Source organism: Streptomyces sp. ST2-7A (genome assembly GCF_021390475.1).
Lineage (GTDB): Bacteria > Actinomycetota > Actinomycetes > Streptomycetales > Streptomycetaceae > Streptomyces.
In genome coordinates this window covers 88,072-109,150 of record NZ_JAJUWS010000018.1, presented here as the reverse complement: position 1 = coordinate 109,150, position 21,079 = coordinate 88,072, and the positions used below count along the sequence as shown (strand labels likewise).

18 protein-coding genes and 1 pseudogene are annotated in these 21,079 nt (G+C 74.7%); 5 read left to right on the top strand and 14 right to left on the bottom strand.

Annotated elements, in window-relative coordinates:
* A partial coding sequence (locus LZF96_RS13275) for a sensor histidine kinase KdpD (RefSeq protein ID WP_233870760.1) occupies window positions 1-1,335 on the bottom strand: 1,335 nt, incomplete at its 3' end.
* Window positions 1,336-1,897: 562 nt separating this feature from the next.
* On the opposite strand from LZF96_RS13275, the gene LZF96_RS13270 reads away from it, so the two are divergent.
* Window positions 1,898-2,689: a tyrosine-protein phosphatase gene (locus LZF96_RS13270; protein WP_233870757.1), complete on the top strand. Its 792-nt coding sequence runs from the start codon at window positions 1,898-1,900 to the stop codon at window positions 2,687-2,689.
* Between the two features lie 77 nt (window positions 2,690-2,766).
* Here LZF96_RS13270 and LZF96_RS13265 read toward each other — a convergent pair whose 3' ends face one another.
* The 11 genes and pseudogenes from LZF96_RS13265 to LZF96_RS13215 form a co-directional block, all read right to left on the bottom strand.
* Window positions 2,767-3,825 (bottom strand): polyprenyl synthetase family protein, encoded by a 1,059-nt coding sequence (locus LZF96_RS13265; protein WP_233870751.1) that lies wholly within the window; start codon window positions 3,823-3,825, stop codon window positions 2,767-2,769.
* Window positions 3,822-5,552: a hydroxysqualene dehydroxylase HpnE gene (hpnE, locus tag LZF96_RS13260; RefSeq protein WP_374203218.1), complete on the bottom strand. Its 1,731-nt coding sequence runs from the start codon at window positions 5,550-5,552 to the stop codon at window positions 3,822-3,824. The genes LZF96_RS13265 and hpnE overlap by 4 nt, the downstream gene beginning before the upstream one ends.
* Window positions 5,553-5,629: 77 nt before the next feature.
* Window positions 5,630-6,559, bottom strand: coding sequence for a presqualene diphosphate synthase HpnD (gene hpnD / locus LZF96_RS13255; RefSeq protein ID WP_233870746.1), 930 nt, complete (start codon window positions 6,557-6,559; stop codon window positions 5,630-5,632).
* A complete protein-coding gene (hpnC, locus tag LZF96_RS13250) occupies window positions 6,556-7,665 on the bottom strand; it encodes a squalene synthase HpnC (RefSeq protein WP_233870742.1) in 1,110 nt (369 codons plus the stop codon). The genes hpnD and hpnC overlap by 4 nt, the downstream gene beginning before the upstream one ends.
* Window positions 7,666-7,698: 33 nt before the next feature.
* On the bottom strand, window positions 7,699-8,436 hold the full coding sequence (locus LZF96_RS13245) for an ABC transporter ATP-binding protein (RefSeq protein ID WP_233870781.1): 738 nt from the start codon (window positions 8,434-8,436) through the stop codon (window positions 7,699-7,701).
* A gap of 97 nt (window positions 8,437-8,533) precedes the next feature.
* A complete protein-coding gene (locus tag LZF96_RS13240; protein WP_233870738.1) occupies window positions 8,534-9,469 on the bottom strand; it encodes an ABC transporter permease in 936 nt (311 codons plus the stop codon).
* A gap of 110 nt (window positions 9,470-9,579) precedes the next feature.
* Window positions 9,580-10,425 carry a glycosyltransferase family 2 protein gene (locus LZF96_RS13235; RefSeq protein ID WP_233870779.1) on the bottom strand — a complete coding sequence of 282 codons (846 nt, stop codon included), beginning with the start codon at window positions 10,423-10,425 and terminating at the stop codon, window positions 9,580-9,582.
* A 65-nt stretch (window positions 10,426-10,490) separates the two neighbouring features.
* Window positions 10,491-11,180, bottom strand: coding sequence for a CDP-alcohol phosphatidyltransferase family protein (locus tag LZF96_RS13230; RefSeq protein WP_233870735.1), 690 nt, complete (start codon window positions 11,178-11,180; stop codon window positions 10,491-10,493).
* A 166-nt stretch (window positions 11,181-11,346) separates the two neighbouring features.
* Window positions 11,347-12,405, bottom strand: a pseudogene (locus LZF96_RS13225) (iron-containing alcohol dehydrogenase family protein); the annotation flags it as partial.
* The gene (locus LZF96_RS13220) at window positions 12,393-13,166 is read right to left on the bottom strand and encodes a sugar phosphate nucleotidyltransferase (RefSeq protein ID WP_233870732.1); all 774 of its coding nucleotides are present in this window, start codon (window positions 13,164-13,166) and stop codon (window positions 12,393-12,395) included. The pseudogene LZF96_RS13225 and the gene LZF96_RS13220, both read right to left, overlap by 13 nt.
* The gene (locus tag LZF96_RS13215) at window positions 13,163-15,163 is read right to left on the bottom strand and encodes a DUF5941 domain-containing protein (RefSeq protein WP_233870776.1); all 2,001 of its coding nucleotides are present in this window, start codon (window positions 15,161-15,163) and stop codon (window positions 13,163-13,165) included. The genes LZF96_RS13220 and LZF96_RS13215 overlap by 4 nt, the downstream gene beginning before the upstream one ends.
* Before the next feature lie 253 nt (window positions 15,164-15,416).
* Between LZF96_RS13215 and galE the strand changes: the two genes are divergently transcribed.
* From galE to idi, 3 genes are all read left to right on the top strand, one after another.
* Entirely contained in the window at window positions 15,417-16,445 is a 1,029-nt protein-coding gene (gene galE, locus LZF96_RS13210; RefSeq protein WP_233870729.1) for a UDP-glucose 4-epimerase GalE, read from the top strand.
* A gap of 205 nt (window positions 16,446-16,650) precedes the next feature.
* Window positions 16,651-17,586, top strand: a complete 936-nt coding sequence (locus LZF96_RS13205; protein ID WP_233870726.1) for a cation diffusion facilitator family transporter — start codon at window positions 16,651-16,653, stop codon at window positions 17,584-17,586.
* 352 nt (window positions 17,587-17,938) lie between these two features.
* Entirely contained in the window at window positions 17,939-18,508 is a 570-nt protein-coding gene (idi, locus tag LZF96_RS13200; protein ID WP_233870724.1) for an isopentenyl-diphosphate Delta-isomerase, read from the top strand.
* 119 nt (window positions 18,509-18,627) lie between these two features.
* Here idi and LZF96_RS13195 read toward each other — a convergent pair whose 3' ends face one another.
* Both LZF96_RS13195 and LZF96_RS13190 read right to left on the bottom strand, forming a co-directional pair.
* A complete protein-coding gene (locus LZF96_RS13195; protein WP_233870721.1) occupies window positions 18,628-19,113 on the bottom strand; it encodes an ATP-binding protein in 486 nt (161 codons plus the stop codon).
* A gap of 119 nt (window positions 19,114-19,232) precedes the next feature.
* Window positions 19,233-19,820, bottom strand: coding sequence for an HdeD family acid-resistance protein (locus tag LZF96_RS13190; RefSeq protein WP_233870773.1), 588 nt, complete (start codon window positions 19,818-19,820; stop codon window positions 19,233-19,235).
* A 384-nt stretch (window positions 19,821-20,204) separates the two neighbouring features.
* Here LZF96_RS13190 and LZF96_RS13185 point away from each other — a divergent pair, with 384 nt between their 5' ends.
* Window positions 20,205-21,074 carry an enoyl-CoA hydratase/isomerase family protein gene (locus tag LZF96_RS13185; RefSeq protein ID WP_233870719.1) on the top strand — a complete coding sequence of 290 codons (870 nt, stop codon included), beginning with the start codon at window positions 20,205-20,207 and terminating at the stop codon, window positions 21,072-21,074.
* The last annotated feature ends 5 nt before the right edge of the window (window positions 21,075-21,079 follow it).

Genomic DNA, 21,079 nt, shown 5'->3' with positions numbered 1-21,079 from the left:
GCGCCCCTCGGGGGCGGGAGCGGGGGCCGTGTCCGCGGACGCCGGCTCGTCCCCGGGCAGGGGCTCGCCCAGCAGTTCGCGCGGGATGACCAGGACCGCCTGGACGCCGCCGTAGATGTTGCTCTGCAGCTGCACCACGATGTTGTGCCGGCGCGCCAGCTCGGAGACGACGAACAGGCCGATCCGCCCGTCCCTCAGCAGTTCCTCGACCTCGATCCGCTCGACGCCGGAGAGCAGCGCGTTCATGCGGATCTGCTCGTCGGGCGGCATGCCCAGCCCCCGGTCCTCGACCTCGATGGCGAGGCCGGCGGTGACGTGCTGGGAGCGCAGCAGTACCACGGTCTGCGGTGCGGAGAAGGTGGTGGCGTTCTCCACCAGTTCCGCGAGCAGGTGGATGACGTCGGCGACCGCGTGGCCGCGCAGGGTGCCCTCGACCGGCGGGACGAGTTTGGCGCGGGAGTAGTGCTCGACCTCGGCGATCGCCGAGCGCAGCACCTCGGTCATGCCGACCGGGCGGGTCCACTGTCGGCGGGGGACGGCGCCGCCGAGCACGGCGAGGTTCTCGGCGTAGCGGCGGATGCGGGTGGCCAGGTGGTCGACCTGGAAGAGCCCCTTGAGCAGTTCCGGGTCCTCCACCCGGTTCTCCAGCTCGTCCAGCTGCTCGATCTCCCGGTGGACCAGGGACTGCAGACGGCGGGCCAGGTTGCCGAAGACCTCGACCTTCTCGTCGCTGCCGCCGGCCCTCTCGCGGACCACGGAGGTGGCCCGGGCGATCGCGTCGTGGGCGGCGTACCGGTCCATGGCGATCTCGTGGGCGAGGAGGTCCAGGTTCCCGGCCCCGCCCGGTGGCGGTGGCGGTGGGTCGGCGGGGGGTCGGACCCGCTCCCCGCGTTCGACGCGGTCCAGAACCTCCCTCAGCTCGCCGCGCGCGCGAGCGGTGTGGCGGCGCAGCGCGATGACCCGGGCGACCTGGGCCCGGCTCTCGCCGGCGGCGAGGTAGGCGGCCGCGGCCACGACCACGCAGACCAGCACGAGGGCACCGCCCAGCACCGCCCACAGCGGTCCCTCGGCCACCCGTTCGGCGGTGTCGCCGGCACGCAGGAGGAAGGTGACGGTCGCGGTCGCGATGGCGGCGACCAGGGTGGCGGGCACCACGGTCAGGCGCAGGACACGGCCCCGGGCCCGGATGTCACCGGCGGTGGGGCGCAGGGGCGCCGGGCGGTCCCGGAGGCCGACGGGACGCGGGGAGGGACCGGGCACGGCGGCCCGGGAGGTGTCGTCGGCGGCGGGGACGTCCTCTCCCTGATCGGCCGCCTGGCGCTGCGTCTGGGGCATCGGCGTCCTCGGGGCGTCGTCGGGGCTGCGGGTCACGGGCGACCGTCCCGGCCGGCACGGGGTGCGGGGGCGGCCGGAACGCCGAAGGGGATCGTCGTTCGGTCGGGGTGCGCGGCGGAACGGGCGGATCGAGGGGCGGTCGCGTTCACGGTGTTCGCCCCACGCACGTCGCTCCCGGCCCGGTTCCACGGTCGACATCCCGTCCCCCGGAGGGCGACGTCACGACCGGGATGCCGGCCGGGTTCCGCAAACGAACCGTCGCGATCATAACGTCACACCGGTATCGGCCGGCACCGGTCCCGACCCGGGGATTTTCCCCCGCCCCGGCTCCGGCGCCGCGTCCGTTCCCCCGAACCCCTCTCCCCCGCCCCGCCCGGTGGGCTCCCCCGCGTCCGCCGTGTCCGCCCGGGGGACGGGAACGCGCCACCGTGCCCGTCGTACCCGGGCACCGCTCCGACGGGGCTCGTCCGCACTCTCGGCAGGGAAAAGCCGGTGTCGTAGGGTCGAGGCGTTCGGGCGCCGTCGGCCGCGCCGGGTCGAGGACCCACGACGAGGAGGAACCGTGACACAGCAGTCCGCAGAGCCGGTGTTCACCGGAGTGCGCAACTTCCGCGACCTGGGTGGCCTCCCCACCGGGGACGGCAGGCGGGTACGTCCCGGTCGGTTCTTCCGCAGCGGACACCTCGCGAAGGCCACCGAGGAGGACCGTCGGGCCCTGGACTCGCTCGGCCTGCACACCGTCTTCGACTTCCGCAACGCCGCCGACCAGGCCCTGGAGGGCGCGGACGTGGAGCTGCCGGGCGTGCGGAACGTCAACCTGCCGCTCACCGATCCCGCCGACGGCGCCGACTTCTGGCGGATGGTGCGGCACGGTCAGCTGGCGCAGCTGCGGGCCGAGCTGGAGGACGGCCGGGCGGCGGGCCGGATGGTGTCGTCCTACCGGATGATGATCCGTGAGCGGCGCGAGGAGCACGGCCGGGTGCTGCGGTCACTCGCCGGCGGCAGCGTGCCGGTGCTGATGCACTGCGCGGCCGGGAAGGACCGCGCCGGCCTGACCGTCGCGATCGCCCTGATCGCCCTGGGGGTCGAGCGGGAGGCCATCATCGCCGACTACCTGAAGTCCAACATCGGGATCAACCGCTACCGGATCACCCGGGGGAAGAACGCCGAGGGCGGACTCTCCGAGGAGGTCGTGGAGTTGCTGGCGCCCCTCTTCGACGCCCGGCAGGAGTACCTGCAGGCCGCCTTCGACCAGATCACCGTCGACTGGGGCGACACCGACGCCTACCTGCGGGACGGACTCGGCATCGGTCCGGAGCACCGGGAGCGGCTGCGCGACTCCTTCCTCCACTGAGTCGCGCCGACCGGACCACGGCACACCGGTCCCGTGAATGACCCCGGGCCCCGGGGAGTGCCCCGGGGCCCGACGGATCAGCGTTCGCGGATGACCACGAAGTCGGCCAGCGCCCGGAAGCGGTCCCGCACCCGGTCGGGCATCGACAGGTCCTCGATGGCGGCCAGGGCGGCCGTGTGCCGACGGCGTGCCTCGGCCTCGGTCCACTCCCGCCCGCCGGCCTCCTCGATCAGCGCGGCCCGCTCGGCGAACTCCGTCTCGTCGAAGTCCTGGAACTCGACGGGGGACTTCTTCGCGTCGGCCGTCAGCAGCGCGGTCAGCCGACGGGCGGCGGCGTTGTCCGCCGCCACGGCGGCGACCACCGGCAGCGACTTCTTGCGTCGGCGCAGATCGCTCCAGGTCTGCTTGCCGGTGGAGCGGGGGTCGCCCCAGATGCCCAACAGGTCGTCCACCGCCTGGAAGGCCAGACCCAGATCGTGGCCGTACGCCTCCAGCGCGTCGGCGGTGCGGTCGTCGGCCCCGCCCAGGACCGCCCCGATGGAGGCGGCGCAGGCCAGCAACGCGCCGGTCTTGTCCCCCTCCATCCGCAGGCACTCCTCGACACCGACCATCTCCCGGTGCTCGAAGCTGATGTCGCGGGCCTGGCCGTCGATCAGCCGGCGGGTCGCCGAGGCGAGTCGCCGGGCGGCCCGGGCCGCGTGCTCCCCGCCCTCCACCAGCAGGATCTCCCCGGCCAGGGCGAACAGCGCGTCACCGACGAGGATCGCGTGGGCCGGGCCGTGCACCTTCCACACGGTGTCCCGGTGCCGGCGCTGCTCGTCACCGTCCATCAGGTCGTCGTGGAGCAGCGAGAAGTTGTGGACCAACTCGACCGCGACCGCGCCGGGCACCCCGACGGCGGGGGCGGCGCCGGCCGCCTCGGCGGAGAGCACCGCGAGGGCGGGACGGACCGCCTTGCCGCCGTCCGCGTCGGCGGGACGGCCGTCGGCGTCGATCCAGCCGAAGTGGTAGGCGGCCACGGTGTCCATGGGCGGCGCGAGCCGGTCCACGGCGGCCCGCAGGGCGGGGCCGGCCAGCGCGCGACCCTCCTCCAGAAGCTCCCGGACTGCGGTGGTGTCGGGGGCGGTGGACTTCACTGGGGCTCCTCGATGGATGCGGAAGGACGAACGTCGGTTTCCGGCCGGGCGGTCGGGGCGGGGCCCGGAACGGTCGGGGCGGGGCGGGGGCCCCGGGGCGGATCGGCGCCCCGGTCGGGCCTCCCGCCGGTGGGGGTCGGGGTCCCCCGGGGGTCACCGGCATCCCGGGCTTCCGTCGGCGGGGTGGTCGTGGACGCGGCGGGCGGGGTATCGCCGTGGGGGTTCGCCCCCCCACCGGCCGACTCGCCGGCCCCGGTGTCCCCGCCGGTCCCGGCGCTCCCGGTGTCTCCGGGGACCGGAGCGGCACCGCGCACCGCGATCCGAAGCCCGGCACCGGGCGCCCCCACCGCCTTCGCGGCGGCCAGACCGCTGCGCACCGCTCCCTCCATCGTGGCGGGCCAGCCGGTGGCCGTCCAGGCGCCGGCGAGGAACAGGCCGGGCGCGGCGGTGACGGGACCGGGCCGCAGGCGACGGGTGTTCGGGGCCGGGTCGAAGGTCGCCTCGCGCTCACGGGTGACGAAGAAGTCCCGCACCCGGGCCTCCCGCGCGCCGGGGAACGCCCTGGCGAGGGCCGACAGGTAACGCTCCCTCAGGACCGCGACCGGCAGGTCGATCTCCTCCCCCGCCGCCGACTGGGAGAGCGCGAGGTACTGACTCGCCCCGGCGTCGGGCAGGGCCGCCAGCCCGGAGGCGACGGTGCGGTCGAAGACCCACTGCACCGGCGAGTTGAGCACCGCGAGGAAGGGCTCGCGCGACACCGGTCGGTCGTAGATCACGTGCACGTCGAGGATCGGGGCGGTGCCCAACTCCCCGAGGCGATCGGGGTCGGACAGCGCGCCGGGCGGCAGCAGGGCGCGGGTGGCGTCCTGCGGCAGGGCCAGCACCACGGTGTCGGCGCCGATCCCGTTCCCGGAACCCGCCGGCGCGCCGGGGTCGGCGGGCCCGTCCACGGCGCGCAGGTCGGCCCACCAGCCGCCGTCGGACCGCCGGCGCAGTCCGCGGACCCGGGTGCGCGTCAGCACCCGGACCCCGGCCCGCTCCAGGGCCCGACCGGCCCGGTGGTGGTGGATCTCCCCCAGCGGGACCTGCGGCAGGCCGATGTCGGCGGCCCCCTTCTCGCTCAGCAGACCGGTGCGGAAGACCATCACGGCCAGCGCGAGCGAGACGTCGTCGGCGCGGGCGTTGAGCGTGGCCACCCCCACCAGGTCCCACAGCGCCGCCACGGCGGTGGGCCCGGTCCCGTACCGACGCAGCCAGGATCCGAAGGAGTGTCGGTCCAGCGCGGGGTCCTCCGGGTCCAGCCGGCGCAGCGCGAGCGCGGCGCGGACCACCGAGGCGCGGTCGGCGGGCGACAGGTGCGGGTAGCGGGCCAGGGCCCCGGCCAGGTGCAGGGGGGCGGGCATCCCGGAGCGGCGCAGCCGGCCGAGCCGGCCGGTGCGGGCGTCGAGCACCGGCACGTCCAGCCGGGGCTGGACGGGCGCCAGGTGCTCGGCCCCCACCCGGCGCAGGAAGCCCCGATAGGCGGTGCAGCAGCGCAGGTAGACGTGCTGGCCGTTGTCCACGGTCAGCGGTCCGGGCTCCCGGTCCCGGGTGAAGGAGAAGGCCAGGCCGCCCAGCCGGGGGCGGGACTCCACCAGGGTGACCGGGTGACCCCGGTCGGCGAGGGCGAGGGCGGCGGTGACCCCGGCCAGCCCCCCGCCGACCACCAGGACACGTCCGGGGTCCACGGCTCCCCCGGTGTCGGGGACTCCGCCGCCACCGGTGGGCCCCGGGGCGGGAAGGGCGGATGAGGGCACGGGCGGGGTCACGCGGGGTACCCGCGGGCGGCGCGACGGGCGTCCAGGCCGGTCAGTCCGCGCACGGCGACCAGTGCCTTCTGCGCCGGGGGGAGCGAGACCCGACCGCGCAGCACCGCGGCGGGGTCGGCCGCGATGTGGTCCAGCAGACGGTGGTAGATGCCGGCCATCGCCGCCACGCAGGCGCCGGAGCGGCGGTCCAGCAGGGGCAGCAGGCGCAGCCCGTCGGCGAAGAGGTCGCGGGCGCGGCGCACCTGGAAGCGCATCAGACCGGTGAAGTCGGCACCGGGGAGCGGCGCGGCGGCCCGGAAGCCGTCCTGGCAGCCGAAGCGGCGCAGTTCCTCGGCGGGGAGGTAGGTGCGGCCGTTGCGGGCGTCCTCCCGCAGGTCGCGCAGGATGTTGGTGAGCTGGAGGGCCAGCCCGAGGGTGTTGGCCCGCTGGGCGGCGCGGTCGGCGTCGGGGGCGCCGGCGACGGTGCCGAAGACACCGAGGGACAGCCGGCCCACGGCCCCCGCCACGCACCGGCAGTAGTCCCGCAGGTCGTCCCAGGTGTGGTACCGGCGGCCGTGCACGTCCATCAGCACCCCGTCGACCAGTTCGTCCAGGGCGTCCACCGGGATGGGGAAGGCGCGCGCGGCGTCGGCGAGGGCGAGGGCGACGGGGTCGGTGCAGTCCTCGGTGATCTCCCCGGCGCGGATCCGCTCCAACAGGATCCGGCACTCCTTGAGCCGGGCCTCCTTGACCTCCGACGGCAGGGTGCCGTCGCCGATGTCGTCCACCCGCCGCGAGAAGGCGTACAGGGCGGACATGGCGTGGCGCTTGGGAGTCGGCAGCAGACGGATGCCGTAGGAGAAGTTGCGGGCCTCCAGACCCGTGACGGTCTCGCAGTAGCGGTGGGCGGCGGTCACGGCCGGGGCCGGCCGCGGGCTTCGGGTCACGGGGTGGTGCTCGCGTTTCTGCTCGGGGACGAGGGGGCGGGGTCGGGGGAAGGACCGGGGCCGGAGGGGTCGGAGGGGCCCCCGGCGGCCCCCGGCGGGCCCTCCGGCGGGCGGGAGGCGGCGCGCAGGACGGCCAGGCAGGAGGAGGCCAGGTCCCGCCGGCCCGCCCTCCGCGCACCCGCCAGGACGTCCCAGCGGGCGGCGGACAGCCCTCGCAGGGCCGCCCGTCCCCCGCCGACGAACCCGGCCAACAGCAGTCGCAGCCGTCCCCCGGTGTCCCGGACCAGCGGCACCCCTTCGGCCAGGAGTCCCCGGGCCCACTCCGCCTCGACGGCGATCAGGGCCCGCAGGGAGGCGTTCGCGGTGGGGGCCAGCAGGTCGTCCGGATCGACCCGGAAACGACGCATGTCCTCGGCCGGGAGGTAGATCCGGCCCCGGGCGCGGTCCTCGGCGACATCCTGCAGGTGCTCGATGATCTGCAGCGCCGTGCACACCGCGTCCGAGCGGCGGACCCGCTCGGGTGTGGTGGTGCCGGTCACCGCCAGGACCAGCCGGCCGACGGGGTCGGCGGACAGGGCGCAGTAGCCCAGCAGCTGGGCGCGGTCGGCGTAACGGTGCACGCGCTGGTCGAGACGGTTGGCCTCGATCAGCGCGCGCAACGAGTCCTCCGGGAGCCGGTGCTCGCGCGCCACCGGACCCAGCGCGGCGAGGAGGGGGTGCCGGGGGGAGCGACCCGCCAGCCCCCGGTCCAGATCCGCCTCCAGCGCGTCCAGGAGCACCAGCCGCTCGGCCGGGGGCATCGGGTCGACCGGGACCTCCTCGCCCCGTTCCCGCGCCGCCCGGGGGTCGGTGCCCAGCAGGAGGGCGGCGTCGGATCCGCCGGGCGCCAGGTCGCCGTCGCCGATGTCGTCCACCAGGCGGGCGTAGCCGTACAGGGCCATCAGGCCGTGACGCCAGGCGGGGGGCAGGAAGGCCGGGGCGACGGGGAAGTTCTCCCGCGCCGCCTTGCGCAACGTGGCCCCGGTGGGATCCGGGGCCGGGGCGCGGTGCGCGGTGTCCGTGGGGTGGGCGGTGCCGTCGGCGCCCGCCGTGGTGCTGCTGTTCATCGACATTCTTCCCCGTCGCACCGGCGCGACCGGTTACCTGGCGTTCTCCTCCGCGTATGCCTTGAGGACGGGCTCGGTCGGGCCGTCCATGACCAGCTCGCCCTTCTCCAGCCAGATCACCCGGTCGCAGGTCTTCTCGATGGTCCGGTTGTTGTGACTGACCAGGAACACCGTACCGGCCGTGGCCCGGAGTTCGCGGATGCGGGCCTCGGAGCGTTTCTGGAACTTCTTGTCGCCGGTGGCCAGCGCCTCGTCGATCATGAGCACGTCGTGCTGCTTGGCGGCGGCGATGGAGAAGCGGAGCCGGGCCTGCATGCCGGAGGAGTAGGTGCGCATCGGCAGGGTGATGAAGTCGCCCTTGTCGTTGATGCCGGAGAACTCGACGATCTCGTCGTAGCGCTCGCGGATCTCCTCGCGGGACATGCCCATGGCCAGGCCGCCGAGTATGACGTTCCGCTCGCCGGTGAGGTCGTTCATCAGGGCGGCGTTGACGCCCAGCAGGGAGGGCTGGCCGTTGGTGTAGACCCGGCCGCGCTCGGCCGGGAGCAGACCGGCGATGGCGCGCAGCAGGGTGGACTTGCCGGAGCCGTTGGAGCCGATCAGACCGATCGCCTCGCCCCGGTGGGCGATGAAGGAGACACCGCGCACGGCGTGCACCTCACGGACCCGGCCGGAGGGCTCGCGGCGCAGGATGCGGCGCAGCGCGGCGGCGGCGTTGCCCTTCTGCCGGCCGCCCTGCACCCGGTAGACGATGTGCAGGTCCTCCGCGATGACGGTGGGGACCGGGGGTTCGGCGGCTTCGGTCGCGGGAGGGTTCCCGCCGGTCGCGGGGGCGGTGTCCGCCCCCTCGCGGGTGGTGTCCTTGAGTTCAGCCACGGCCGTACCGCTCCTCCGCCTTCCAGAAGTACACGAACCCACCGATACCGAAGAGCAGCGCCCAGCCGACACTCAGAAACCAGAAGTGCGGAGCGAGACTCTGGTGGTGCGGTCCGTCGATCAACGCGAAGCGCATCAGCTCCATGTACACCGCCGCCGGGTTGGCCATCAGGACATCGGCGATCCAATCCGGGCCCGGCACGTTCCGGCTGACCATGTACTGGAGCGGGAACATCACGCCGGAGGCGTACATCCAGGTCCGGAGCACGAAGGGCATCAACTGGGCGAGGTCGGGGGTGTGACTGCCCAGCCGGGCGAAGATCATCGCCAGTCCGGAGTTGAAGACGAACTGCAGCAGCAGGATCGGGACGATCAGCGGCCAGGTCCAGGTCGGGTGGTACCCGAAGGCCAGCAGCACGATCACCACGATGATCATCGAGTAGAGCAGTTGCTGGAGCTGTTGCAGCGAGAAGGACAGCGGCAGCGAGGCCCGGGGGAAGTGCAGGGCCCGGACCAGGCCCAGGTTGCCGGAGATCGCCTTGACCCCGCTCATCACCGACTGCTGGGTGAAGGTGAAGACGAAGACGCCGATCACGAGGAAGGGGATGTACTCGTCCATCTCCATCCCTCCTCGGCCGCCGAGCAGCAGACCGAAGATCAGGAAGTAGACGAAGGCGTTGAGCAGCGGGGTGAACACCTGCCAGAGCTGCCCCAGCTTGGCCTGGCTGTACTGGGAGGACAGCTTGGCGCGGGAGAAGGCCAGGATGAAGTGGCGACGCCCCCACAGTTGCCGGACGTACTCCGTGAGCGGGGGCCGGGCCCCGCTCACGGTCAGTCCGTGGCGGGCGGCCAGTTCCGCCGGGGTGAGGTGGGATTCCCCGGGCCCCGACGGGCCGGGTGTCGCACGTTCGTGCGTTGTCTCGCTCACGTGGAAAACTCTCGTCCTCGCTGGTCACAGCCGACAGAACCGGCGACGTCCGGGTCCCGTCGGGAGTTCCCGGTCGCGTCGGTGGATGGATGTTCTCAGATCCGAGCTTGTCAGATGACCGGGGGGCGGCCCAGTCGGGTCAGCCGCCACACGGTCCGCCAGCGCATCGGACGTCGCGGACCACAGGGGGTCCGCCAGCCCTCCGCGAACCCGCCGAACCAGGCCCCCAGGGCGGCCCGGGAGGGACGGCGGAGCAGGGTGAGCAGCAGCCACACCGAAAGATAGACCGGAATCAGCGGCAGCGGGAGATTGCGGCGGGCCAGCCACACCCGGTTGCGGGCCACCATGCGGTGGTAGACGGCGTGCCGGGCCGGTGAGGTGGTGGGGTGGTGCAGCACACAGTCGGCGCGGTACTCGATGCCCCACCCCGCGTCCAGCGCGCGCCAGGCCAGGTCGGTCTCCTCGTGCGCGTAGAAGAAGGCGTCCGGCAGACCGCCGACCTCGGCGAAGACCCGGGTGCGCACGGCGTTGGCACCGCCCAGGAAGGTGGTGACCCGCGAGGAGCGCTCCGGGTCCGAGGCCCGCAGTCGGGGAACGTGCCGACGCTGCGTGACGCCGGTCCCCGGATCGGCGATGCGGAAGCTGACGATGCCCAGGCGGGGATCGGCGGCGAAGGCGTCACGGACCCGCTCGGCGGTTTCGGGGTCGGGCAGCAGACCGTCGTCGTCGAGGAAGAGCAGGACGTCGACCTCCTCCCCGGCGGGGCCGAACGCCTCGACGCCGACGTTCCGACCACCCGGGATGCCGAGGTTCTCCGGCAGCTCGACGCTGCGCACGCCCTCGGGCAGATCGGGCAGCGGGGCGCCGTTGCCGACGACGACGACCTCGATCGGCTCGCCCTTCTGGTCCGCGACGGAGTCCAGGAGGGCGTTCAGCTCGGCGGGGCGGTTGCCCATGGTGATGATCACCGCGCCGAGGCGGACCCGCTCCCGCCCCGCCGGCCCGGTCGGCTCCGCGCCGCTCACCGCAGCCTGCTGGAGGCGAGGATGGAGACCAGGTGCAGCACGGTCTGCAGGACCGCCACGGCGGCCAGCACGACCACGCCGAGCCGGGTGAAGAACAGCCCGCCCGCGATCAGGTCGGCGATCGCGACCACGAGGATGAACAGCGATGCCTCCACCCCGCCGACCAGCCGGTGGAACTTCAGCGCGGCGGCGGCCCGACGGGCCAGCGCGACCCGGGAGGAGCGCGGCACGGCCGCCTCCTCGCGCGCCGCCGACATCCCGCTGCGGCTGCGGGCGACGTCCACCAGGTCGGTCTCGGCCTTGATGAGGATGGCGCCCAGCGCGGCGAGGGTGCCGAGGAAGGCCCACATCCACTCACCGCCGGCGCCCTCGCGGCCGAAGAGGTCGGCCGCGCGCAGGCCGAAGCCCACCAGGAGCGCCGCCTCGGCGAGGTAGTGGCCGATCCGGTCCAGGTAGACGCCGGTCACCGAGGTCTGCCGACGCCAGCGGGCGACCTCGCCGTCCACGCAGTCCAGCAGCAGGTAGAGCTGGATCAGCAACGCGGCGAGGACCGCGCCGAGGATGCCGGGGATCAGCAGGGCCGCGCCGGCGCCGACCCCGGTGAGCACCATGAGGTGGGTCAGCTGGTTGGGGGTGATCCGGCTGTTCACCAGCAGGCGGGTCCACCGCAGGGAGATCTCCCGCATGTAGAGCCGGCCGGCCCAGTGCTCCCCGCTGCGGCGGTCCTTGATCCCCTCGGGGTGGACGACCGGACGCAGTTCAGCGATGGAGGGCCGGGGCGGTCGGCTCGGGCCGTCCTTCCCCGTCGTCCCCCGCGGGTCGTTCCCGGTCCCGGGGCCGCCCGGCGTCGATGGTGTTGACGAGGTCGACATAGTCGGCGTACGCGTCCCTGATCTGGTCGGTGGACAGGTCGAGGTGTTCGAGGATCGTGTAGCGCCCGGGGCGGGTGCGCGGGGCGTACTCCACGACCCGGAGGAACTCCTCCGGGTCGAAGCCGATCTCGGTGGGGAGCACCGGCAGGCGGTGCCGGCGGAGCGTCTCGATGATCAACCCGGTCTTCGCCCCCGCCCCGCGCAGGTGCATCGCGAAGGCGGCGCCGAGCCCGCACTGCTCGCCGTGGGGGGCGCGGCGCTGCGGGAAGAGCAGGTCGAAGGCGTGGTTGATCTCGTGGCAGGCGCCGGAGGCGGGGCGGCTGTCCCCCGCGATGGACATCGAGATGCCGGTGAGTACCAGTCCCTCGGCGAGGACGGTGAGGAAGTCGTCGTCGTCGCAGTCCCCGGGGTGCCGCAGGACGGCCTCGCCGGCCTGGCGGGCCATGGCGGCGGCGAGGCCGTCGATCGCCTCGCCGGTCTCGCGGTGGGAGAGCTCCCAGTCCGCGACGGCCGAGATGTTGGAGATCACGTCGCCGATGCCGGAGCGCACGAAGCGGGGCGGGGCCTCCCGGATCACCGACAGGTCGATCACCACGGCGATCGGAGTGGGCACGCCGTAGGAGCCGCGGCCCGCGTCGTTGTCGAGGGTCGCGACGGGCGAGCACAGACCGTCGTGGGAGAGGTTGGTGGCCACGGCCACCAGGGACAGTCCCACCCGGGCGGCGGCGAACTTGGCGCAGTCGATGATCTTGCCGCCGCCCAGTCCGACCACCGCGTCGTAGTGGCCGGATTTCAGGGCGCCGGCGAGTTCGACCGCGTCGTCCAGGGTGCCGCCGCCGACCTCGAACCACTCGGCGCCCTCCAGGGTGGGCTCCAGCCGCTCGCGCAGCCGGCGGCCGGAGCCACCGCTGATGGCGAAGGCCAGCTTGCCGGTGGGGGCGATGCGCTGGTCGGCGAGCAGTCCGGCCAGGTCGGCCAGGGCGCCGGGGCGGATGTCGACGGTGACCGGCGAGGGGATGAGCCGGGTCAGTACCGGCATGCGATCTCCCGTCCGCGTGCCAGGTCGGCGTGGTTGTCGATCTCCACCCAGGCCACCTCGCCGATCGGGGCGGTGTCGACGCGGAAGCCCCGGTTCACCAGCTCCTGGTAGCCGTCCTCGTAGTACAGGTCGGGGTCGCGCTCGAAGGTGACCTTCAGCGCGTCGGCCAGGTCGGCCGCGGCGGAGGACTCGATGAGGGTGACGCCGATGTACTCGCCGCTGGCCTCGGCCGGGTCCATCAGCTTGGTGATGCGGCGCACCCCGCTCGCCGGGTCGACGACGACCTTCATCTCCTCGTCGGCGAGCTTCTTGACGGTGTCCAGGGCCAGGATGATCCGGCGGTCACCGCCACGCGCCTCCAACAGGGCGCGCTCGACCGAGGGCGGGTGGACGGTGTCGCCGTTGGCGAGGATGACGCCCTCGCGCAGGGCGTCCCGGGCGCACCACAGGGAGTAGGCGTTGTTCCACTCCTCGGCCTTGTCGTTGTCGATGAGGGTGAGCTTCACGCCGTACCGCGCCTCCAGGGCGGCGCGCCGCTCGTACACCGCCTCGCGCCGGTAGCCGACCACGATCGCCGCGTCGGTGAGGCCGACCTCGGCGAAGTTGGCGAGGGTGAGGTCCAGGACGCTCTTCGCCTCACCGGGGACGGCTCCCTCCGCCTCGGCCCCCTCGGGCCCGACCGGCACCAGTGCCTTGGGCAGGGTGTCGGTGTAGGGACGCAGACGCCGTCCGGCGCCTGCCGCGAGCACGAGGCCGATCATGCGGGTACTCCGTTTTCCCTTGTTCCGTCGGGGCCGTTGTCGCGGCGGCCGGCGGTGTCGTCGGTCGGGGTGTCGGTTCGGGGGTCGGTCGGGTCCGCGTCGTCGTGGACGGCGGGCGCCGAGGAGGAGGTCCAGAACCGGACGCTCTCGGCGGGCACGACCACGGCGAGCGCGGCGGCCGCGATCGCCAGGGTGAGGGTCAGGCCGGCGCCTCCCGCCGCCCAGAGGGCGGAGGCGGCGACGACCAGCAGGACCCGGCCCTCGTGGCCCCCGAGGGCGAGGACCAGTCGGCGGGGCGGCGCCCCGGCACCGCCGCGCAGGCGGTACACCGTGTCGTAGTGATGGTAGGCGGTGACGGCCACCAGGCAGAAAGCGGCCGGCAGGGTCGCGTTCACCCACCCGTCATCCCCGCCCCGGGCGTGTGCGGCGAGCACCAGGACGGTGCCGTACTCGCCGAGGCGGAACAGCGGCGGCAGCAACCAGTCCAGTCGACCGGTGGGCGGCGCGGCGACGGCCAGGCCCGCGCACACCGCGTACCCGAGGGCGAGCAGCGGCGTCCAGACGGCTCCGGCCACGCCGGGCAACAGCAGCGCGCCCGGGGCCAGGAGGACGGCGGCCAGCGCCCACAGCGGGGCCGCGAAGCCGCCGGGGCGGCGGTGTCCGGCGCCGAGCCGGGCCACACCATCGGCCAGGGGGCCGCTGTCGGTGAGGATCTCCAGGGCGCGGGCGGCCTCCGGGGTGACGGTGCGCGGGCGCAGCGAGCGCAGGACGCGGCCGGCGGTGGTGTAGCAGGCGGCGAAACCGCCGGCGACCAGCAGGACCACGAGGGTGACGCGCGGGGTGGTCAGGGCGGTGAGGAGGGCGATCAGGGCCCAGCGCTCGCCGATCGGCAGGATGATCATGCGGCGCAGCCAGATCGTCCAACCCACCCGGTCCAGGCGGCCGGAGAGCGCGGCGGCGCGTCCGGCGGCATCGGCGTCGGTCGCCGGGGCCGTCCCGCCCGGCGGGGTGCCGGCGGGGGGCGGGGCGGTGCTCTCGGTGAAGGCGAAGTCGACGATGTGCCGGCAGGTCTGCAACACCATCGCGCCCAGGGCGAGGGTCCAGATGGTCCCGTCGTCCCCCGCCCGCACGGCCCCGATCGCCAGACCGGCGTAGAAGGCGTACTCCTTGACCCGGTCGAAGGTGGCGTCCAGCCAGGCGCCGAGCGTGGAGTAGGCCAGGGTGTAGCGGGCCAGTTGTCCGTCGGCGCAGTCCAGCGCGAAGGAGAACAGCAGGAGCGCCCCGGCGGCGACGAAGCCGCCGCGGGTGCCGGTCGCGGCGCATCCGGCGGCGATCAGGGCCACCGCCAGGGAGGCGGTGGTGACCTGGTTGGGGGTCAGGCCGCGGCGGGCGCACCAGCGGGCCAGGTACCGGGACCAGGGGCTGATCGCGAAGGTGGTGAAGAAGCCGTCGCGAGACTTGACCGCCGAGTCCAGGCGCACCCGTTCGTCGTCGACGGCCACGATCCCCTCCTCGGCGGCGGCGCGTTCCGCGGCGGTGCGCGAGACGGCGGCGACCAGCGTGCCGAGCGCGGGCCGGTGGACGGCCGTGCCCGATTCCTCCGCCCGGGTCGCCAGCAGGTCGGGCAGCGGGGTGTCCGGGTCCAGGAGGCGGGTGTCGCCGGGGCGGGCCCCGGCGATCGCCTCCAGGCCGTCGGCCAGCGCGGCCCGGGCCCCGGGTCGCACCAGCAGCACGCCGGGGACGGCCGCCGCCGGGAAGCGGGGGTCGGTGAGGGCCAGCCGCAGGGCGTGTCGATGTCCGACGAGATCGGCGTCGACCACCGCGACCGGGGTTCCGGCGGGCACCCCCGCCAACTCCCGTTCCACGGCCCGGGCGGCCCGGGAGGCGTGCCCGGCGGCGCCCGCTTCGACGGGGCGCGGCGTGAAGCCGAGCGCCCGCAGGTGGTCCTCCAGGGCCGAACCGGCCGGGGGGTCACCGATGAGGATGGCGATCGACAGCTGAACTCACTCCTTGGGACGCGCCACGGCCGCGCAGGCGGCGGGACCGGGCCGGGCGCCGGACACGGGGCCGGGATACGGGGGCTGAGGCTATCCGATCGAACGGGAGGGTGTTCACCTCGGCTTCACCGCTGTCGGGTTGCCCACATCACCGACTTCTCCCCCGCGGTGTCCGGCCGGGTTCGGACACCGGACACCCGGGTGGGCCGGCCGGGCGACGGGCCGCGCGGCGCCCGGCAGTAGGCTGCCGGACATGACGTGGCTGATCATTGGCGGTGCCGGCTACATCGGGGCGCACGTGGCCCGGGCCATGGCGGAGGCCGGGGAGTCCGTGGTGGCGCTGGACGACCTCTCCTCCGGGGTGGCCGGGCGCCTCCCGGAGGGGGTTCCGCTGGTGCGGGGCTCCGTGGCGGACCGGGCGCTGCTGGACCGGACGCTGGCGGAGCACGCGGTGGAGGGGGTGGTGCACCTGGCCGCGCGCAAGGAGGTCGCCGAGTCGGTGGCCGACCCGCTGCTGTACTACCGGGACAACGTGCACGGCCTCACGGTGCTGCTGGAGGCGGCGGTCGCGGCGGGGGTGGGGCGCTTCCTCCTCTCCTCCTCCGCCGCCGTCTACGGCACACCGCCGGGGGACGGGCCGGTGACCGAGGAGACCCCCTGTCGGCCGGTGAACCCCTACGGGGAGACGAAGCTGGCCGGTGAGTGGCTGGTGCGGGCCACGGGGGCGGCGCACGGCCTCGCCACCGCCTGCCTGCGGTACTTCAACGTGGCGGGCACGGCCCGCCCGGAACTGGCGGACCGGGGACGCTCCAACGTGGTGCCGATCTTCCTCGAGCGGCTGGCCCGTGGCGAGGCCCCGGTGATCCACGGGGACGACTACGCCACCCCCGACGGCACCTGTGTGCGGGACTACGTGCACGTGGCGGACGTGGCGGCGGCCCACCTGGCGGCCGCCCGGTACCTGACGGGGGCCGCGGCGGGGTCGGACCTGACGGTGAACATCGGGACCGGCACGGGGGTCTCGGTGCGGGAGCTGGCGGTGCTGGCGGCCGAGGCGGTGGGCCGGCCGGAGGTCGAGCCGGTGGTCGGTCCCCGGCGCGCCGGGGACCCGGCACGGGTGGTGGCCGCCGTGGACCGGGCCCGCGAGGTGCTGGGGTTCACGGCCGCGCACGACATGCGGGAGATGCTCGTCTCCGCCCGCGAGGGACGGCTCGCGACCACCTCCGCGCCGGAGAACGCGCAGGTCACAGAGACAGGGGAAAGCGCAGGTCAGAGGGGATGACAACGGTTTTCGGCGTCGCGTTGCCCGATACCCCCGGGGCGTAGTTCACTGGGTGCTCGCCGGGGTTCGCCGGCCGCCCCGGCCGGACCTGCGCCGGGGTGCCGTCGCGTGGTGCGGAGGGACCCGTCGAGGGCTCCCCGCGCCCCGGGAGGACATCCCGGCGGGACGGGCCCGGGGACGACGAGCGCGCGCGGAGGCGGGACGCATGGGAGCCGGACACCGGCACGGCCATCACGGCGCGGGCGGCGGGGGCACGGCCGGCGCGGCGCACCGGGGCCGGCTGTGGATCGCCCTCGGCATCGCCTGCCTGCTGCTGGTCGTCGAGTCGGTGGGCGCGGCGATGACCGGTTCGCTGGCACTGCTGGCCGACGCCGGTCACGTGGCGACCGACGTGATCGGCCTGGGCGCCGCGCTCTTCGCCATCCACCTGGCCAACCGTCCGACGGCGGCGCGGCGCACCTTCGGCCTGGCCCGGGCGGAGATCCTGGCGGCGCTGCTGAACTGCGTGCTGCTGCTGGGCGTCGGCGGCTACATCCTGATCGAGGCGATCGACCGGTTCCGCGACCCGGCCGAGGTGCCGGGCGGGCCCACCATCGCCTTCGGCCTGTTGGGGTTGGCGCTCAACGGCGTCTCGCTGGCGCTGCTGATGCGCGGGCAGCGGGAGAGTCTGAACGTGCGCGGAGCCTTCCTGGAGGTGATGGCGGACGCCCTGGGTTCGCTGGCGGTGGTCGCGGCGGCCGTGGTGATCCTGCTGACCGGTTGGCGGTACGCGGACCCGATCGCCTCCCTGGTGATCGCGGGCCTGATCGTCCCCCGCACGCTGCGGCTGGCCGGGGAGGCGCTGGAGATACTGCTGGAGACCGCCCCGCGCGGGGTGGACCCGGACGAGGTCCGCGAGCACATGCTGGGCGTGGAGGGGGTGCGGGAGGTCCACGACGTGCACCTGTGGACCATCACCTCGGGGATGCCGGTGGTCTCGGCGCACGTGGTGGTCGCGCCGGAGGTCCTGGACGCGGCGGGGCACGAGCGGATCCTGCGCGAGTTGCGGGAGTGCCTGGGCGGGCACTTCGCGGTGGAGCATTGCACCTTCCAATTGGAGCCGGCGGGGCACGCCCGGCACGAGGCCGGGCTCTGCCACTGACGGCGGGGGATCGGCCACGGCACCGGCCACGGCACCGGCCGGGGGCCGGGCCGGCCGGCCCGGCCGCCGATCGATGCCCGCGCGTTCCCCCGCCCGGGAACCGCTGTGCCGGAGAATCGCCGTGCCGGGGACCGTCGGCCTCCCCCGCGGGGCGGGTCCGGCGCGCGGTCCGCCGTCCCGACCCGGCCGAGGGCCCGGGGCGCGCGGGGGTGCGCGGGCGGCGCCCGGGGGTGGGCACCCCCCGCCGGAAAGCCGGTGGGGCAGACTGGGTCGGGTGGTCGGCGCCCCGGGGCGCCGGCCCGATCCGTCCCGCGGCCCGGCCGCGACCCGCACCGTGAGCGGAAAGGCTCCCATGTCCCGCAGCACCACCCCACCCGCCGAGCCGATCATGCTGGAGCTGGTCGACGAGCGGGGACGGACCGTCGGCGTCGAGGAGAAGCTGGCCGCCCATCGCGCCCCCGGGCTGTTGCACCGCGCGTTCTCCGTCTTCCTCTTCGACGCGGAGGGACGCCTGCTGTTGCAGCGGCGGGCGAAGGAGAAGTACCACTCCCCCGGGGTGTGGTCCAACACCTGTTGCGGTCACCCGTACCCGGCCGAGCCGCCGTTCCTGGCCGCCACCCGCCGCACCGTGGAGGAGTTGGGCCTCGCGCCCGTCTCGATGCGGTCGGTGGGAACGGTGCGGTACAACCACCCCGATCCCGCCTCCGGGTTGGTGGAGCAGGAGTGGAACCACCTCTTCGCCGGGCGGGTGGACGAGGAGCCCCGGCCCGATCCGGCCGAGATCTGCGAGATCGACTTCGTGACCCCGGAAGGGCTGGCCGAACGTCGTGCCGAGGGGCCGTTCTCGGCCTGGTTCGGCACCGTGCTGGACGCCGCCCTGCCGGGCATCCGCGAGGTGACGGGGGGGACGGCCGGCTGGTGAGTCCGGCGGGCCCTCCGAGGCGGGGTCGGGCGGCGCGTCCGCCCGGCTTTCCCGGTCGGCCCGGTGGGTCCCGTGGGTCCGGTCGGCCCGAGCGGTCCGAGCGGTCCGACGGGGCCGGTTCAGTGGAGTGGCATCAGGTCCATCGGCACCGCCGCCCAGACCACCTTGCCCCCGGCGGGGACCGGTTCCACCCCGCAGACGCCGCCGGCCTCGCCGGATATCTCCCGGACCAGGAGCAGGCCCCGGCCCCCGATGCGCTCGCGGTCGGGCTCGGCGTACAGCGCGGTGGGGCGGTAGGGGTGTCGGTCCTCCACCGAGACCCGGACCCAGCCACCGCCGAAGGCCACCTCCACACCGATCTCGGGGGTGAGCAGGGCGGCGTGCCGGACTCCGTTGGTGACCAGTTCCGAGAGGATGAGCAGCAATCCGTGGAGCAGGTCCTCGGAGATCGGCGCGCCGCGCTCCCGGATGAGCGCGCGCACCGCGCGGCGGATCTGCGGCACGGACGCGTCCACCGGGGCGACGGTGAAGCGCCAGGCGCTCTCCTCCCCGCCGGTCGCGGGAAGGGGGTAGTGGGTCGAAGCACTCGCTCGGCTGTCCATCATGCCCGGCACCGGTCCCTCTCGTGACGACCCGCCGACCGGGGAATCCGGTCGGCTCCTCTTCGGGGTCACCCCTACGAGTGTTGGCACATGCCAGAGCCTCATGACCGAGTGTCGGGAACTCAGCGCATATCCACGTCTTTTGACGTATCCCGACTGGGCTTGACCGAATGATTCGTCCCGGGTGTGACCAATCCGATCAGTCGACGACCGCCGACACCCGCCGCGATCAGACTCAGACCGTCGAAGAGCAGGGCGAGCGAGAAGAAGGCGCCCAACACGTACATGGAGCCGTCGGGCCAGTCCACCAGCACCAACACCCCCAGCAGCACCCCGAACGACCCCTGCACCAACGTCCACACCGTTTGCGGGCCGCGCACCACGAAGGCCCCGACCAGGCGGTACACGCCCGCCGAGAGGAAGAGCAGCGCCGCGAAGGCCGTCAGCCCCTCCTCCCCCGGGTCGGGGAAGCGGATGAGGATCACCCCCGCCGCCGCGTTCAACGCCCCCACCACCAGGCCGAGCCACACGAAGCGCGTACCCCGCGCCGCCACCGCGTGCAGCAGACCGACGCACCCGCCCAACAGGAGCAGCCACCCGAAGAGCAGGACGGTGGTGATGGTCGCCAGCGCGACGTGTCCCAGCCCGACCAGCCCCGCGGCGACCAGCACGCAACCCAGCACGGTGAGCCGTCCGAGGTCCCGGCGCACCAGTCGGACGGAGTCCTCGTCCGCCCCCGCGTCCGGCGCGCTCCCCTCCCGACCGGCGACCGGTTCCGCCGCCGGCGCGGAGCGCGGGGGTGGTCCCCCGGGAGGACCCCCCGGGCGGCCGGTGACGGCATCGGGGGCGGTGTCCGGGTCGGGGGCGGACCGGGGGCCGTCCCCGGCGTCCTTCTCCCACCGGGCGCGTTCCCGCGCCGCCCCGTCCCCGCGGTCGGATCCCCCGATGTCGTCTCCGCTGTTCATCGCTGCCTCCCACCGGTTCCCCGGCGGCGGCCGGCCCCGGGCTCCGTGGCGAATTCTGCCCCCGCCGGCCCGTTTCGCACCTCGCAACGCGCCCGGAATCCCACCCGGGGCCCCGGATACGATCCGCGCATGGAACCCGGAGGGAGCACGGTGCCCGGCGAACCCGCCCCGCGCCCGACCGCGACGACGCACACCGCCGTGACGCATGCCGTCCGGGAGGGCGTGGCGCGGGTGGTGCTGTGCCACCCGGCCCGGCGCAACGCCCTCACCGGGGAGATGTGGCGGCGCATCCCTCCGCTGCTCCGGCGGCTGTCCGCCGACCCCGGGGTCCGGGTCCTGGTGCTGACCGGCCACGGTGAGACCTTCTGCGCCGGGGCCGACATCCGCGACCTGCGCGCGGGGGACGCGCCGCAGGACCTCGCGGTGGCGGCCGAGGAGGCGATCGCGGCCTTCCCCGGCCCGAGCCTGGCCGTGATCCGGGGCGACTGCGTGGGCGGCGGCTGCCAGTTGGCCGCCGCCTGCGACCTGCGCCTGGCCGCGGCGGGCGCGCGGTTCGGGGTGACCCCCGCCCGGCTGGGACTGGTGTACCCCGCCTCCTCCACCGCCCGCCTGACGCGCCTGATCGGCCCCTCGGCCACCAAGCACCTGTTGTTCTCGGCCGAGTTGATCGACACCGACCGCGCGCTGCGGGTCGGCCTGGTGGACGAGGTCCTGCCGCCGGACGCGCTTGAGCGGCGGGCGGGGCGACTGATCGCGACCCTGCTCTCCCGCTCGGCCCTCACCCAGCGGGCCGCCAAGGAGTTCGTCGACCATCCGCCCGCCGATCCGGCCGCCGGAACCCTGCGCACCGAACGGTGGCGGACCGCGCAGCGCGAGTCGGGTGAGGCGGCCGAGGGAGTGGCCGCCTTCCTGGAACGGCGACCCCCGTCCTTCCGCTGGGCCGGCGGGATCGACCCGCCCGATCGCGCCCCCGGCGTGCGTGTCCCACCACCCGGGTAGGGGTG